Raw genomic sequence first — 13,275 nt, 5'->3', positions numbered from 1 at the left:
AAGAAACCGGCTTGATGGGGATTTTGTACTGTTTACTGCCCCTTTTTTGTGCAATACGGCAATTTAATTGTATACTTTTTCAGAGAAATAGCAAGCGGGCATCTGTTAAATTTTGGTGACAGCCACGCACTTTTTGGCAAAAGAAATGCCCGCCGGGCAATGCGGCGGGCATTTCTATGCAAAAAATTTGCAATCATCAGCGTTCTTCGCGGAAGTAGGCCAGGCCCAGGTGAGCCGGGGGCTGGTCCTCCTTCTTGCGGCGCATGGAAACGGCGATCAGCACCAGGATGGTGACCACGTAGGGCACCATCTGCACCAGGTCGGTCATGGCGCTGGACACCGTGATGCCCAGCATGCTGGGCAGGAACTGGTACAGCCAGTACAGGATGCCGAAGAGATAGGCGCCCCAGATGGCGTTGAGGGGCTTCCAGGTGGTGAAGATGACCAGGGCCAGGGCCAGCCAGCCCAGGGCTTCGATCTGGCCGGTGGTGGCCCAGATGCCCTGGTTGTAATCCAGCACGTAGTACAGCCCGCCCACGCCGCAGATGGCGGCGCCGACGCAGGTGGCCAGGTACTTGTACTTGGTGACGTTGATGCCGGCGGCATCGGCGGTGGCGGGGTTTTCACCCACGGCGCGCAGGTTCAGGCCGGCACGGGTGCGGTTGAAGAACCAGTGCAGCACAATGGCCAGCACAATGGCCGCATAGGCCAGGAACCCGTAGGAGAAGACCGTCTGGCCCAGCACCCCCATCTGGGAGAGCACCGGGATCTTGGCGGCAAAGGCCTTGTTGGCCACGGGGGCGGCGCTGTAGGTGGCGCCGTCCAGGATGAAGACGCCGAAGAAGTTGGCCACGCCCATGCCGAAGGTGGTCAGCGCCAGACCGGTGACGTTCTGGTTGGCCCGCAGGGTGATGGTCAGAAAGGCGTAGATCAGACCGCCCAGGGCGGACGCCACCAGGGCGCAGACCAGGGCAATCACGATGCTGAGAAGGGGGATGGGATTTTCCACCGAGTTTTCGTAGTAATAGGCGCTGGCAAACCCGGCAAAGCCGCCCAGGTACATGATGCCGGGCACGCCCAGGTTCAGGTTGCCGGACTTTTCGGTGATGGTTTCGCCCATGGCACCGTACATAATGATGGTGCCGAAGGGGATGGCTCGCATGATCCATGCAATCAGACTGCTCATTCGCCCTTCACCTCCTTGTGATGGCCGCGCCAGATCAGGCGGTAGTTGATGAAAAATTCGCTGCCCAGAATGAAGAAGAGGATGATGCCGGTGATGATGTCGGCGGCGTATTCATTCAGGCTGTAGGCGGACGCGATCTCGGAGGCGCCCCGTTCCAGGAAGACCAGCAGGAAGGAGATCAGCGCCATGTAGAAGGTGTTGAACTTGGCCAGCCAGGCCACGATGATGGCGGTGAAGCCGTTGCCCCCCGCCGAGGTGGTGGAGATGGTCTGGTCTTTGCCGGCCACGATGAGGAAGCCGGTGATACCGCAGATGGCACCGCTGATGATCATGGTGCGCACCATGACCCGGCGCACGTTGATGCCGGCATAGCGGGCGGTGTTTTCGCTTTCGCCCACCACGGCGATCTCATAGCCGTGCTTGGAGTATTTCAGATAGGCGTACATGGCAAAGGTCAGCACCAGCACCACAATGATGTTGATGGTATACCGCTGACCGAACAGGATGGGGAACCAGCCGGCCTTGGTGGCCTTGTTCAGAGTGCCCAGGCTGGAAGCCTGGCCGCGCATGATGTTGGTCATGCAGGCCACAATGCTGGTGGCCACATAGTTCATCATCAGGGTGAACAGGGTTTCGTTGGTGTTCCAGCGGGCCTTGAACCAGGCGGGCACAAAGCCCCACAGCGCGCCGGCGGCAATGCTGCCCAGGGCCATGGCCACAAACAAGGCCGGAGCGGGCAGGCTGTTGCCGAAATAGACCATGATCAGGGCGGTGGCCAGACCGCCCACCAGCACCTGGCCTTCGGCGCCGATGTTCCAGAAGCGCATCTTGAAGGCGGGGGCCAGGGCAATGCCGATGCACAGCAGGGTGGACAGGTCACGCATGGCCCAGGAGAACCGGACGCTGGTGGAGAAGGTACCGCCCCACATAACCACATAGACGTTGATGGGGTTCAGGCCGGTGACGAAGAAGATGAACAGGGCGTCCACCACCAGCGCCAGCAGGATGGCGGCGGCACGCACCGCGATCTTGCGGCGCAGGGGGGCCGCTTCCCGCCGGGCAATGCGCACCAGCGGTTCGGCCGGGTGAGAAGTTTGGGCTGCCATCAGGCGCGCACCTCCTTTTTATGCTGCAGGTCGGTCATACGCAGGCCGACTTCTTCCTTGGTGGTGGTACGGGCGTCCAGGATGCCGTTGGCCTTGCCGCCGCACAGTACCAGAATGCGGTCGCACAGTTCCAGCAGCACGTCCAGGTCCTCGCCCACATAGATGACGGCCACCCCCTTTTTCTTCTGCTCGTTCAGCAGATGGTAGATGGTGTAGGAAGTGTTGATGTCCAGCCCGCGCACGGCGTAGGCGGTCATGAGCACAATGGGCGAAGCCGCCAGCTCACGGCCCACCAGCACCTTCTGGACGTTGCCGCCGGACAGCTGGGACACCGGGGTGTTCAGGCCGGGGGTCACAACCCCCAGTTCCTCCCGGATTTCCTCGGCCAGTTCCCGGGGCGTCTTGCGGTCCACGATGGGAGAATGGCCGCTGCCGTAGCTCTTGAGCATCATGTTGTCGGTCATGCCCATGGAGCCCACCAGGCCCATGCCCAGGCGGTCCTCCGGCACAAAGGACAGATGGATGCCCGCATCCCGGATATCCTTGGGGCTCTTGCCGATGAGGGAGGTGGGCTTGTCCTCCGCCCCAGGGGCAAAGAACTGGATCTGGGCACCGCCGTCGGTGCGCTGCAGGCCTGCAATGGCCTCCAGCAGCTCCTTCTGGCCGTTGCCGGAAATGCCCGCAATGCCCAGAATCTCGCCGCCGTAAGCGTCGAAGCTTACATCGTCCAGCACCCGGCCGCCTTCGGGGCCGGTGACGCTGAGGTGGTGCACCGACAGCCGCCGCACCGGGTTCACCGGCAGGGGCCGCCCGATGTCCAGCTCCACCTTCTTGCCCACCATCATTTCGGTGAGCATGGCTTCGTTGGCGTCCTTGGTGGCCACGTCGCCCACATACTCGCCCCGGCGCAGAATGGCCACCCGGTCGCTGATGGTCAGCACTTCGTGGAGCTTGTGGGTGATGATGACCACCGCCTTGCCGTCGGCCTTCATGTTGCGCATGACCGCAAACAGCTTTTCGGTTTCCTGGGGGGTGAGCACGGCGGTGGGCTCGTCCAGAATCAGGATGTCGGCACCGCGGAACAGCACCTTGACGATCTCCAGGGTCTGCTTCTGGCTGACGCTCATCTCATAGACCTTCTGGTCCAGGTCCAGGGCAAAGCCGTACTTTTCGCAGATGGCACGGGCCCGGCTGCGCACCTTCTTCAGGTCGAATTTTTCCCCGGGTTCCATGCACAGGGCAATGTTCTCCAGGGCGGTGAACACGTCCACCAGCTTGAAGTGCTGGTGAATCATGCCGATGCCCAGGCGCAGGGCGTCCCGGGGGGAGCGGATGTCCACCGCTTTGTTCCCCACATAGATTTCGCCCTCATCGGGATAGTAGATGCCGGCGATCATGTTCATCAGGGTGGTTTTGCCCGACCCGTTCTCTCCCAGAAGGGAGAGGATCTCGCCGCGGCGGACTTCCAGGGTCACGTCATGGTTGGCCACCACTTCGCCGAACGTCTTGGTGATGTGTTCCAGCCGGATGGCATACTGCGTATTCGGCATGCGCTGCCTTCTCCTTTCACAACGGGAAGGGAAGCCCGCACAAGCGTGAGCTTCCCTCCCGAAAATTCATGTTCAAACTGGTTTACGCAACCGGGTCGCTGTCCTCCACGATGCCGTCGATGTGCAGCATGAAGTAGGGGGCGCTGCGCAGGGTGCTTTCATCAAAGTAGCCGTCATGGATGGCTTCCTTGGTCTCGCCCTGGTACACGGCCACAGCCTCGCCGGTGGAGTAGTCATAGTAGCTCAGGTCCACAGGAGCGCTGGTCACGGTCTGGCCGTCCACGGTGAAGGTGGAGGTGTCAAACACATGCAGGGTGCCGTCCTTCAGAGCGGCTTCCACTTCGGCCACCTTGTCGGCAGTGCCTTCGGCGCATTCGGGGCCCAGATCGGTGATGGCAACGGCGCCGTCCTCATAGCCCTTGGCCCAGTCGGTGGGAATTTCTTCCCCGTTCATGGCCGCGGTGAACAGTTCGGCGTAGTAGACCTTCCACACGTTGGTGGCGGAGGTCAGGGCAGCCGTGGGAGCGGTGTCCAGCATATCGATGTTGTAACCCACAGAATAGCAGATGGTGCCGGCATCCTTCAGACGCTGGGTGGCGGCGGGAGCACCGGTGGAGTCGGCGTGCTGGCCGATGATGACCGCACCGTTGGCGATCAGGGCTTCGGCGGCAGCGCCTTCCTTATCGATGTCGAACCAGGAGTTGGTGTACATGACTTCCATGGTGACGGTGGGGAACACGCTCTTGACGCCCAGGTAGAAGGCGGTGTAGCCGGAGATGACTTCCGCATAGGGGAAGGCGCCCACGTAGCCGATCTTGACGTTGCCGTCAGCATCGAAGGAGTTGGGCTGAGTTTCCGGGGTCAGCGTACCGCTGTCCACCAGTTCCTTCAGCTTCATGCCGGCCACCACGCCGGAGACGTAGCGGGACTGGTACACGGAGGTGAAGGCGTTCTTGAAGTTATCCAGACCGCTGATGGCGGCAAAGTCGCCGGTCATGGAAACAAAGGTGGTGTCGGGATACTTCTCGGCGGTTTCCACCAGGTAGGTCTGGTGACCGTAGGAGTTGGCAATGACCAGATCGCAGCCCTGGCCCACCAGGTCTTCGGCGGCGTCGGAGCATTCGGCGCTTTCGGGGACCTTGTATTTCCAGATGATCTGATCTTCAGGCAGACCGACTTCGGCGGCGGCTTCCTTGATGCCGTTGATGTGGGCGGCGCTGTAGCCTTCGGTCTCGTCGCCGACGAGGATGACGCCGACCTTCAGATCGGTGGAGGCAGAGGAAGCGGCCGTGGCGGCTTCGGCGGTGTTGGCGCTGCTGCCGGTGGAGGCGGCTTCACTGCCGGTGGAGCCGCAGGCTGCCAGAGACAGCATCATGGCACCGGCCATCAGAATGCCGAGCAATTTTTTCATAAAATGGTACTCCTTCTTTCATTGTTTGTTGCAAGCAAAACAAAATGAAACATGCGGCGCGCCGAATCGGCATGCCGCCCTTACTTGTTCATTGTAGACACCTTGCCGCGGATTTTCAATAACTTTCGGGACAATTGTAAAAAAACTGTGAATGTGTAATCTTTAACGTCATTTTTTTCGCGTCGCTCTGGAAAAAACGCACAACATTTTTTATCAAAAGTACGACTTTTTCGTTATTGAGACATGGGCATCCGTATCGCCTGCAAGGACAGTCGGAGTCTTCTGCCCGAAAATGGCAACCGGCCGGCGCCCAAGAGGCGCCGGCCGGAAAGAGAAGTCACAGGCATCATCGCTGTCGGGCACGGTAGGCTTCGCAGGTCTTGAGCACCAGCAGAAGCAGGGCCACATCAATGGGGAATTTGATGATATTTTTCACAAAACGCAGGCTGCTGAGCACCACAAAGGCCTGCCCGTACAGGAAGTGCAGCCACAGCGGGGTGAGCAGGAAGTTGAACAGCACCACCGCCATGGCCTTGCAGGCCATAACCCGCCACAGTTTGACCGGGCGGCGGTAGTACCACATCCCGTACAGGATCCCCGCCAGGATGGCGCTGAGGGTCCAGCCGGGAAAATAGGGGCCGTTGGGGCGCAGGACGTAGCCGAACAGATCGGTGACAATGCCGGAAAGCCCCGCCACCCAGGGGCCGCACAGGTAGCCCATGGCGGCGGTGGCCAGAAAGTCAAAGCCGACTTCCAACAGGCCGGATACCGGGATGGTAAACTGGTTCAGGATCAGGTGCAGGGCCGACAACACGGCGGCGGTGGCCAGGGTGCGGGGATTGTGCAGTTCCTGCACGGCCTGGACAAACAGCCGGTCATACAGGCTGCTTCGGGTGGAAAGTGTGTGCTGGGTCATGGTTTTTTGCCCTCCTTACACAGGCTGGGCCGCACCCGGGCCGCGCGCCCCCTTTTGGGCAAAACAAAAGAGCACCCACGCAAAAGGTTCGCGTAAGTTCCCTTCTGCGGCAGCGCTCTGTCCGTGTGCAGCAGTGGGATGCGGAACCCGCACCGCGCACAAAGCTTCGTCCTGCCACAACTCCCCGTTGGTCAGGCACTTAACGCGCGGGCTCCTACTCTGCCTGCCGGCAATGCATGCCGGCATACGTCCCCTATTATACACCCGCGCCGGGTTTTTGCAATAGGCAGAAGGCGAGGATGCCCCTCTCCCCTGCCCGGGCTTGACAAACAGACGCGGCAGCGTTATAGTGAACATTGTTCAGATTGAGGTGATGCGATTGAATACAGTGGTTACTTCCCGGCAGGAGATCCTGCAGGCCAGCCGCAGCCTGATCCGGGCGCGCGGCTGGGACGCCATCGGCATCCGCACGGTGGCCAACGCCTGCGGGGTGTCCATCGGATCCATCTACAATTATTTTTCCAACAAGGCCGAACTGGTGGCCGCCACGGTGGAAAGTGTGTGGGCGGAGATTTTTCAGCCCCCCGCCCAGGACCCGCCCTTTGCGGATACCCTGGCCTGCATTGCCTGGCTGTATGAGCGGATGGCCTACGGCGCCGAGCACTACCCCGGTTTCTTCAACCTGCATTCTGCCAGTTTTGCCGGGATGAGCAAGACCGAGGGCAAACGGCTGATGCAGCAGACCTGGCGGCACATTCCCCGGGAGCTGTGCCGGATGCTGCGGGCCGACCCCAAGGTGCGTCCCGGTGCCCTGGACGGTGCCCTGAGCGCCGAACAGTATGCCGAAGTGCTGTTTTCCATGATGTTCTGCGCCATGCTGCGGGAGGATTATGACCCTTCCGCCGCCCTGGAACTGACACGCCGGACCCTGTACTGAATCCAAGCCCCCGCCTGCGCGGGTTCTTTTTGGCCCCAAAATGAACAATGTTCACCATTATAAAAAGGAGTCTTCCCATGGTCAAGAAATCCACCCTTCTGCTGCTGGCCTGCCTGGTGTGGGCGGCGGCAGGTTTCAACATTCTGCGCATCGGATTGTCCTGCTATCCCGGCCGGACAACCCTGCTCAACCTTTTGCTGTCGGTGGTGGTGTTTGAAGTGTTCCGCCGGTTTGTCTTCACCCGGCTGGTACACAAGCACACCGCCCGCATCCTTGGGTATGAACAGGAACGGAAGTTTTTCCTGAATTTTTTCGATGTTCCCTCCTTCGCCATCATGGCGGTGATGATGACCGGCGGCATCGGGCTGCGGGCATCGGGGCTGGCCCCCCAGGGATTCATCGCGGTGTTTTATACCGGCCTGGGCGCAGCCCTGCTGCTGGCGGGCTCTTGTTCGGATACCGGTTTGTGCGGGCCCTAAACCCGCAGGCATAACAAAGGAGGCTGCGTATCATGCAGGCAATTATGGAAACAGGTTTTGACATTGTATATCTGGTCACGGTACTGACCCTGGGCATCCGGATGCTGCGGGAGTGCGGTGGCCGGGCCCAGTTCCGGCTGTTCGGCGCCATGGCGGTGGTGCTGGGGGCCGGCGATGCCTTTCATCTGGTGCCCCGGGCGGTGGCTTTGTGCACCACCGGGCTGGAAAACTACACCGTGGCCCTGGGCGCGGGCAAATGGATCACCTCCATCACCATGACGGTGTTCTATGTGCTGCTGTACTATGTGTGGCGGCTGCGGTATGCCGTCAGCGGGCGCCGGGGCCTGACTGCCCTGGTGTGGGTGCTGGCGGCGTTGCGCGTCGGGCTGTGCATGATGCCCCAGAACCGCTGGCTGAGTACCGATGCACCCCTGATCTGGGGGATCTGGCGCAACCTGCCCTTTGCGGCCCTGGGCATCGTCATCATCCTGCTGTTCTACCGCAGTGCCGGGGACCACGGGGACAAGGCGTTCCGCTGGATGTGGCTGACCATTGTGCTGAGCTTTGCCTTCTACATTCCGGTGGTGCTGTGGGCGGATGCCGTGCCCATGATCGGCATGCTGATGATCCCCAAAACCTGCGCCTATGTGTGGACGGTGGTCATCGGCTGGCGGGCCATGAAGGCCGAGGCCTGAGCCTCGCTTCCGGCCTGACCTCCCAGATGAAAAGGCCGCCCAGGCGGGACGCTGTCCCCTGCCGGGCGGCCTTTGCGCCTATTGTACCAAAAAGGCCCCGTCCTGAGAGGACGGGGCCTTTTGAGGTTTGTTTACTTCGCAACCTTTTCCTTCAGACGGCCGCTGGCCTTGAAGCCCGGAATGGCGGTGGGCTTGAGCTGGCTGGTGACCTTGGTCTTGGGGTTGGTGAAGTTCTTGGTCTGGCGCTCACGCATCTCAAAGCGACCAAAACCGGCGATGGTGACCTTTTCTCCATCGCGGAGCACGTCACCGATGGTACCGAAAATACCATCCATGACCTTTTCGACCTGGGCAGCGCTCAGACCGGAATCGTTGGCAACTTTGGTAATCAACTGCGATCTTGTCATTTGCTTTTATCTCCTGTTTCATCGGACCACCTGCGGGCTTTCCCTGCCCCGCAGCGGGCATCCGTTTAAATTGTCGCTACCAATTATATGAAAAATATGGCGCAGAATCAAGAGATTTTGCAAAAAACGAGGACCCGCAAACAAAAATTGTCAATTGTGATAAAAAGCACCGACCATGGCACCGCAAACTTTGTCGGATTGGGAAAATTGTGTTTTATTTTGCCAAAGGATCCCGGTGCAAAGTGGCAATATCCACCAGTTCCATCTTGCTGATGTCGTGGTCGCCGCGCAGCGCGTCCACCAGCACCCGGGCAGTGTCCAGGGCGGTGATGCAGGGGATGGAAAGCTCGGTGGCCTTGCGGCGGAACTTGACCGAATCCCGGTGGGGGTCACGGCCGTGGGGGCTGGTGGAGATGATATAATCCACCAGACCGCTTTCCAGCAGGTCGATGGCATTGGGACGTTCGCCGCTGACCTGGCGCACCACGCTGCAGGGGATCATCTGGCTGTTCAGGTACCGGGCGGTGCCGGGGGTGCCGTAGATCTTGTAGCCGTAATCATGCAGTTTCCAGGCCAGTTCGGAAGCTTCCTTCTTGTCCGCGTCCTTCACCGAGATGATGACGCAGGAACCGGGGCCGGGGGTCTTGAACTGGTAGCCGGCAGCCACCAGGCCCTTCATCATGGCTTCGTGGAAGGTGGGGGCAATGCCCAGCACCTCACCAGTGGACTTCATCTCGGGGCCCAGCATGGTATCCACGCCGTGCAGCTTCAGGAAGCTGTACACCGGCACCTTGACCGCGTAGTAGGGGCTCTGGCCGCCGCGCCACAGGCCGGTGCCGTAGCCCATATCCTTGAGCTTTTCGCCCAGGGTGCAGCGCACGGCCAAATCCACCATGGGCACGCCGGTGACCTTGCTGATATAGGGCACGGTACGGGAGGAACGGGGGTTGACCTCGATGACATAGACCTTGCCGTCCTGCACCGCATACTGCACGTTGACCAGGCCCACCACCTTCAGTTCCCGGGCGAAACGGCCGGTGTAATCCACCAGGGTATCAATGACGCTCTGGGGGAAATCGTAGGGCGGGTAGACGCAGATGGAGTCGCCGGAATGCACACCGGTACGCTCGATCTGCTCCATGATGCCAGGCACCAGGTAATCCTCGCCGTCGCAGATAGCATCCACTTCGCACTCGGTGCCGTAGATGTACTTGTCCATCAGCACGGGGTGGGACATATCCACGTGGGCGGTGATGACGCCCATGTACTCCACCACGTCGGCGGAGTTGTAGGCCACGATCATGTTCTGGCCGCCCAGCACGTAGGACGGACGCATAAGAACGGGATAGCCCACCTCCTCGGCGGCCTTGAGGGCTTCGTCCAGGGTGAAGACGGTACGGCCCTCGGGACGGGGGATGCCGCAGCGCTCCAGCAGCTCGTCAAAGCGTTCCCGGTCCTCGGCCTCGTCGATGGCGTCGGCGGGGGTGCCCAGGATGGGCAGGCCGATGTCATCCATATGCTTGGCCAGCTTGATGGCGGTCTGGCCGCCGAACTGCACCAGGCAGGCGTCGGGCTTCTCGGTGGCGATGACGTTGTCCACGCTCTCGGGGTTCAGGGGGTCGAAGTACAGACGGTCGCCGGTGTCGAAGTCGGTGGAGACGGTCTCGGGGTTGTTGTTGACCAGAATGGCCTCGCAGCCATGCTTTTTCAGCGTCCACACCGCGTGGACCGAGCAGTAGTCGAATTCGATGCCCTGGCCGATGCGGATGGGGCCGGAACCGAAGACCAGCACCTTCTTGCGGGTCTTATCGCTGTGGTCGGCGATGAAGCCGGCGGCCTCGTTGTCCTCGTCGTAGGTGGAGTAGAAGTAGGGGGTGCGGGCGGCAAATTCCGCGGCGCAGGTATCCACCATCTTGAAGCCGGCGTGCAGGTCCTTCACCGGCAGTTCGGAAGCGCCGGACAGGCGCAGGATGGTCTTGTCCAGGAAGCCGTACTTTTTGGCTTCCAGATACTTTTCGCGGGTGAGCTCGCCCTGCTTCAGGCCCATTTCCAGGTTGGCCAGGTGCTGCATCTTGTCCAGGAACCACCAGTCGATCTTGGTGATGTCGTAGATGACCTTGTGGTCCACACCCCGCTTGAGGGCTTCATAGACACAGAAGGCGCGCTCGGAGTCCTGCACATGCAGGTGCTCGATGATCTCCTCGGTGGAGAGCTTCTCGAAATCGGGCAGGGTCAGGGTGTCCAGGCCCAGCTCGATGGAGGAGACCGCCTTCATCATGGCGTGCTCGAAGTTGTTGCCGATGGCCATGACTTCGCCGGTGGCCATCATCTGGGTGCCCAGGGACTTGTCCGCATAGACGAACTTGTCAAAGGGCCACTTGGGATACTTGACCACCACGTAGTCCAGGGCGGGCTCGAAGCAGGCACAGGTCTCGCCGGTGACATCGTTGGTGATCTCGTCCAGGGTGTAGCCCAGGGCGATCTTGGTGGCCACCTTGGCGATGGGATAGCCGGTGGCCTTGGAGGCCAGGGCGGAAGAACGGGACACACGGGGGTTGACCTCGATGACCGCGTATTCAAAGCTGTCCGGCTTGAGGGCAAACTGGCAGTTGCAGCCGCCTTCGATGCCCAGCTCGGTGATGATGTCCAGGGCGGCGGTGCGCAGCATCTGGTATTCCTTGTCGGACAGGGTCTGGCTGGGGGCCACGACGATGGAATCGCCGGTGTGCACGCCCACGGGGTCCAGGTTCTCCATGTTGCAGACGGTGATCACGTTGCCCTTGGAGTCACGCATGACCTCGTATTCGATTTCCTTCCAGCCGGCGATGCACTTTTCCACCAGGATCTGGGTGATGGGCGACAGGCGCAGGCCGTTGGTGGCGATTTCCCGCAGCTTCTCCTCGTCCTCGCAGATGCCGCCGCCGGTGCCGCCCATGGTGAAGGCGGGACGGACGATGACCGGGTAGCCGATGGTGGCGGCATATTCCACGGCGTCCTCCAGCTCTTCCACCACCTTGGAAGGCACGATGGGCTGGTGCAGCTTCTCCATGGTGTCCTTGAACAGCTGGCGGTCCTCGGCGCGATCGATGGTGTCCGGACGGCAGGCCAGCAGCCGCACGCCGGAACGGTCCAGGAAGCCGCTGCGGGCCAGTTCCATGGACAGGTTCAGGCCCATCTGGCCGCCCAGGTTGGGCAGGATGGCGTCGGGCTTTTCCTTCTCGATGATGCGCTCCACCACCTCGGCGGTGAGGGGCTCGATATACACATGGTCGGCGATGTCGGGATCGGTCATAATGGTGGCCGGGTTGGAGTTGACCAGCACCGTCTCAATGCCCTCGCTCTTCAGCGCGCGGCAGGCCTGGGTACCGGAATAGTCGAATTCGGCGGCCTGGCCGATGATGATGGGGCCGGAGCCGATGACCATTACCTTCTTGATTTTCGGGTCTTTCGGCATTCTTACAGCCCTCCTTTAACACGATTGATGCGGCGGATGTTCTGGATGAACCGGTCAAACAGGAACTCGGTGTCCCGGGGACCGCCGCTGGCCTCGGGGTGGAACTGCACGGTGAAGCAGTTCCACTGCAGGTATTCCACGCCCTCGCAGGTCTTGTCGTTGGCGTTCACATGGCTCACCCGGCCCACACCTTCGGGCAGGGTGCCGCCCAGCACGGCATAGCCGTGGTTCTGGCTGGTGATGAAGGTGCGGCCGGTGGCAAAGTCGGTGACCGGCTGGTTGGCACCACGGTGGCCGTACTTCATCTTGCTGGTCTTGGCGCCGGCGGCCAGGGCGGTGAGCTGATGGCCCAGGCAGATGCCGAAAGCCGGGATGCCGGTGTCCAGCATCTTGCGGATGTTCGAGATGATCTCGGTGTTTTCCGCCGGATCGCCGGGGCCGTTGGACAGCATCAGACCGTCCGGCTTGAGGGCGGCCAGCTCCTCGGGGGTGGTGGTGCCGGGCAGAACGGTGACGCGGCAGCCCCGCTTCTGCAGGCAGCGCACGATGTTGTTCTTGCAGCCCAGGTCCAGCAGGGCCACATGGAGCACCGGACCGCCGTCCTTGGGGTCGGCGGTGGGTTCAAAGGTCTTGGGCTGGGCACAGGTGGTGGTTTTCACCGCCTGGGTGACCGCATAGCCCTGAATGGCGGGCATGAGTTCGGCCAGCTTTTCCGGCTCGGCCTTGGGGTCGAACTCGGTGGTGATGGCGCCGTTCATGACGCCGCTCTCCCGCAGAGTACGGGTCAGGCTGCGGGTGTCGATGCCCTCAATGCCGATGATGTTGTTCTTTTTCAGGAAAGTGTCCAGGGTCATCTCGCAGCGGAAGTTGCTGGGGGCCGTGCAGGCTTCGCGCACGATGTACCCCCGCGCCCAGATGCGGGAACTTTCCATATCTTCGCTGTTCATGCCGTAGTTGCCGATCAGCGGGTAGGTCTGGGTGATGATCTGGCCGTAGTAGCTGGGGTCGGTCAGGGTTTCCTGAAAGCCGACCATGCCGGTGGCGAACACGACCTCGCCCACGGTGGTGCCTTCGGCGCCGATGCTTTTGCCGGTGAGCACCGTCCCGTTTGCCAAAATCAGATATGCCTGCATA

Annotated in this window: 11 protein-coding genes and 1 riboswitch; of the genes, 3 read left to right on the top strand and 8 right to left on the bottom strand. The window is 61.2% G+C overall.

Annotated features, from left to right (window positions below):
• Positions 1-196 precede the first annotated feature (196 nt).
• The 5 genes from H6B15_RS07100 to H6B15_RS07080 all read right to left on the bottom strand — a co-directional run bounded on the left by H6B15_RS07100 (position 197) and on the right by H6B15_RS07080 (position 6,169).
• Complete coding sequence (locus tag H6B15_RS07100; protein WP_204647300.1) at positions 197-1,186, bottom strand: ABC transporter permease; 990 nt, start codon at positions 1,184-1,186, stop codon at positions 197-199.
• The gene (locus tag H6B15_RS07095) at positions 1,183-2,292 is read right to left on the bottom strand and encodes an ABC transporter permease (RefSeq protein ID WP_204647299.1); all 1,110 of its coding nucleotides are present in this window, start codon (positions 2,290-2,292) and stop codon (positions 1,183-1,185) included. Before H6B15_RS07095 ends, H6B15_RS07100 begins: the two co-directional genes overlap by 4 nt.
• Positions 2,292-3,842 carry an ABC transporter ATP-binding protein gene (locus H6B15_RS07090; protein WP_204647298.1) on the bottom strand — a complete coding sequence of 517 codons (1,551 nt, stop codon included), beginning with the start codon at positions 3,840-3,842 and terminating at the stop codon, positions 2,292-2,294. Before H6B15_RS07090 ends, H6B15_RS07095 begins: the two co-directional genes overlap by 1 nt.
• An 82-nt stretch (positions 3,843-3,924) precedes the next feature.
• Positions 3,925-5,253 carry a BMP family ABC transporter substrate-binding protein gene (locus H6B15_RS07085; protein WP_204647297.1) on the bottom strand — a complete coding sequence of 443 codons (1,329 nt, stop codon included), beginning with the start codon at positions 5,251-5,253 and terminating at the stop codon, positions 3,925-3,927.
• 346 nt (positions 5,254-5,599) lie between these two features.
• Positions 5,600-6,169 (bottom strand): folate family ECF transporter S component, encoded by a 570-nt coding sequence (locus tag H6B15_RS07080; RefSeq protein ID WP_204647296.1) that lies wholly within the window; start codon positions 6,167-6,169, stop codon positions 5,600-5,602.
• 129 nt (positions 6,170-6,298) lie between these two features.
• Positions 6,299-6,393, bottom strand: a riboswitch (THF riboswitch).
• A gap of 149 nt (positions 6,394-6,542) precedes the next feature.
• Here H6B15_RS07080 and H6B15_RS07075 point away from each other — a divergent pair.
• The 3 genes from H6B15_RS07075 (at position 6,543) to H6B15_RS07065 (ending at position 8,280) form a co-directional block, all read left to right on the top strand.
• A complete protein-coding gene (locus H6B15_RS07075; protein WP_204647295.1) occupies positions 6,543-7,106 on the top strand; it encodes a TetR/AcrR family transcriptional regulator in 564 nt (187 codons plus the stop codon).
• A gap of 77 nt (positions 7,107-7,183) precedes the next feature.
• Entirely contained in the window at positions 7,184-7,585 is a 402-nt protein-coding gene (locus H6B15_RS07070; protein ID WP_204647294.1) for a hypothetical protein, read from the top strand.
• 32 nt (positions 7,586-7,617) lie between these two features.
• Complete coding sequence (locus tag H6B15_RS07065; RefSeq protein WP_204647293.1) at positions 7,618-8,280, top strand: hypothetical protein; 663 nt, start codon at positions 7,618-7,620, stop codon at positions 8,278-8,280.
• Positions 8,281-8,411: 131 nt separating this feature from the next.
• Here H6B15_RS07065 and H6B15_RS07060 read toward each other — a convergent pair whose 3' ends face one another.
• From H6B15_RS07060 to carA, 3 genes are all read right to left on the bottom strand, one after another.
• Positions 8,412-8,687, bottom strand: coding sequence for an HU family DNA-binding protein (locus tag H6B15_RS07060; RefSeq protein WP_204647292.1), 276 nt, complete (start codon positions 8,685-8,687; stop codon positions 8,412-8,414).
• Positions 8,688-8,901: 214 nt separating this feature from the next.
• Entirely contained in the window at positions 8,902-12,141 is a 3,240-nt protein-coding gene (gene carB, locus H6B15_RS07055) for a carbamoyl-phosphate synthase large subunit (RefSeq protein ID WP_204647291.1), read from the bottom strand.
• Between the two features lie 2 nt (positions 12,142-12,143).
• Entirely contained in the window at positions 12,144-13,274 is a 1,131-nt protein-coding gene (carA, locus tag H6B15_RS07050) for a glutamine-hydrolyzing carbamoyl-phosphate synthase small subunit (RefSeq protein ID WP_204647290.1), read from the bottom strand.
• Between the last annotated feature and the right edge of the window lies 1 nt (position 13,275).

Origin of the sequence: Gemmiger formicilis (assembly GCF_016900095.1) — a bacterium.
GTDB lineage: Bacteria > Bacillota > Clostridia > Oscillospirales > Ruminococcaceae > Gemmiger > Gemmiger formicilis_A.
Note: the sequence above shows the minus strand (reverse complement) of the source record. Positions and strands in the feature narration are given on the sequence as shown.

Bases quoted from the DNA above. Each gene is read 5' to 3' on its own strand.
- H6B15_RS07100 (WP_204647300.1), bottom strand. From the start codon at position 1,186: ATGAGCAGTCTGATTGCATGGATCATGCGAGCCATCCCCTTCGGCACC.
- H6B15_RS07095 (WP_204647299.1), bottom strand. From the start codon at position 2,292: ATGGCAGCCCAAACTTCTCACCCGGCCGAACCGCTGGTGCGCATTGCC.
- H6B15_RS07090 (WP_204647298.1), bottom strand. From the start codon at position 3,842: ATGCCGAATACGCAGTATGCCATCCGGCTGGAACACATCACCAAGACG.
- H6B15_RS07085 (WP_204647297.1), bottom strand. From the start codon at position 5,253: ATGAAAAAATTGCTCGGCATTCTGATGGCCGGTGCCATGATGCTGTCT.
- H6B15_RS07080 (WP_204647296.1), bottom strand. From the start codon at position 6,169: ATGACCCAGCACACACTTTCCACCCGAAGCAGCCTGTATGACCGGCTG.
- H6B15_RS07075 (WP_204647295.1), top strand. From the start codon at position 6,543: ATGCGATTGAATACAGTGGTTACTTCCCGGCAGGAGATCCTGCAGGCC.
- H6B15_RS07070 (WP_204647294.1), top strand. From the start codon at position 7,184: ATGGTCAAGAAATCCACCCTTCTGCTGCTGGCCTGCCTGGTGTGGGCG.
- H6B15_RS07065 (WP_204647293.1), top strand. From the start codon at position 7,618: ATGCAGGCAATTATGGAAACAGGTTTTGACATTGTATATCTGGTCACG.
- H6B15_RS07060 (WP_204647292.1), bottom strand. From the start codon at position 8,687: ATGACAAGATCGCAGTTGATTACCAAAGTTGCCAACGATTCCGGTCTG.
- carB (WP_204647291.1), bottom strand. From the start codon at position 12,141: ATGCCGAAAGACCCGAAAATCAAGAAGGTAATGGTCATCGGCTCCGGC.
- carA (WP_204647290.1), bottom strand. From the start codon at position 13,274: ATGCAGGCATATCTGATTTTGGCAAACGGGACGGTGCTCACCGGCAAA.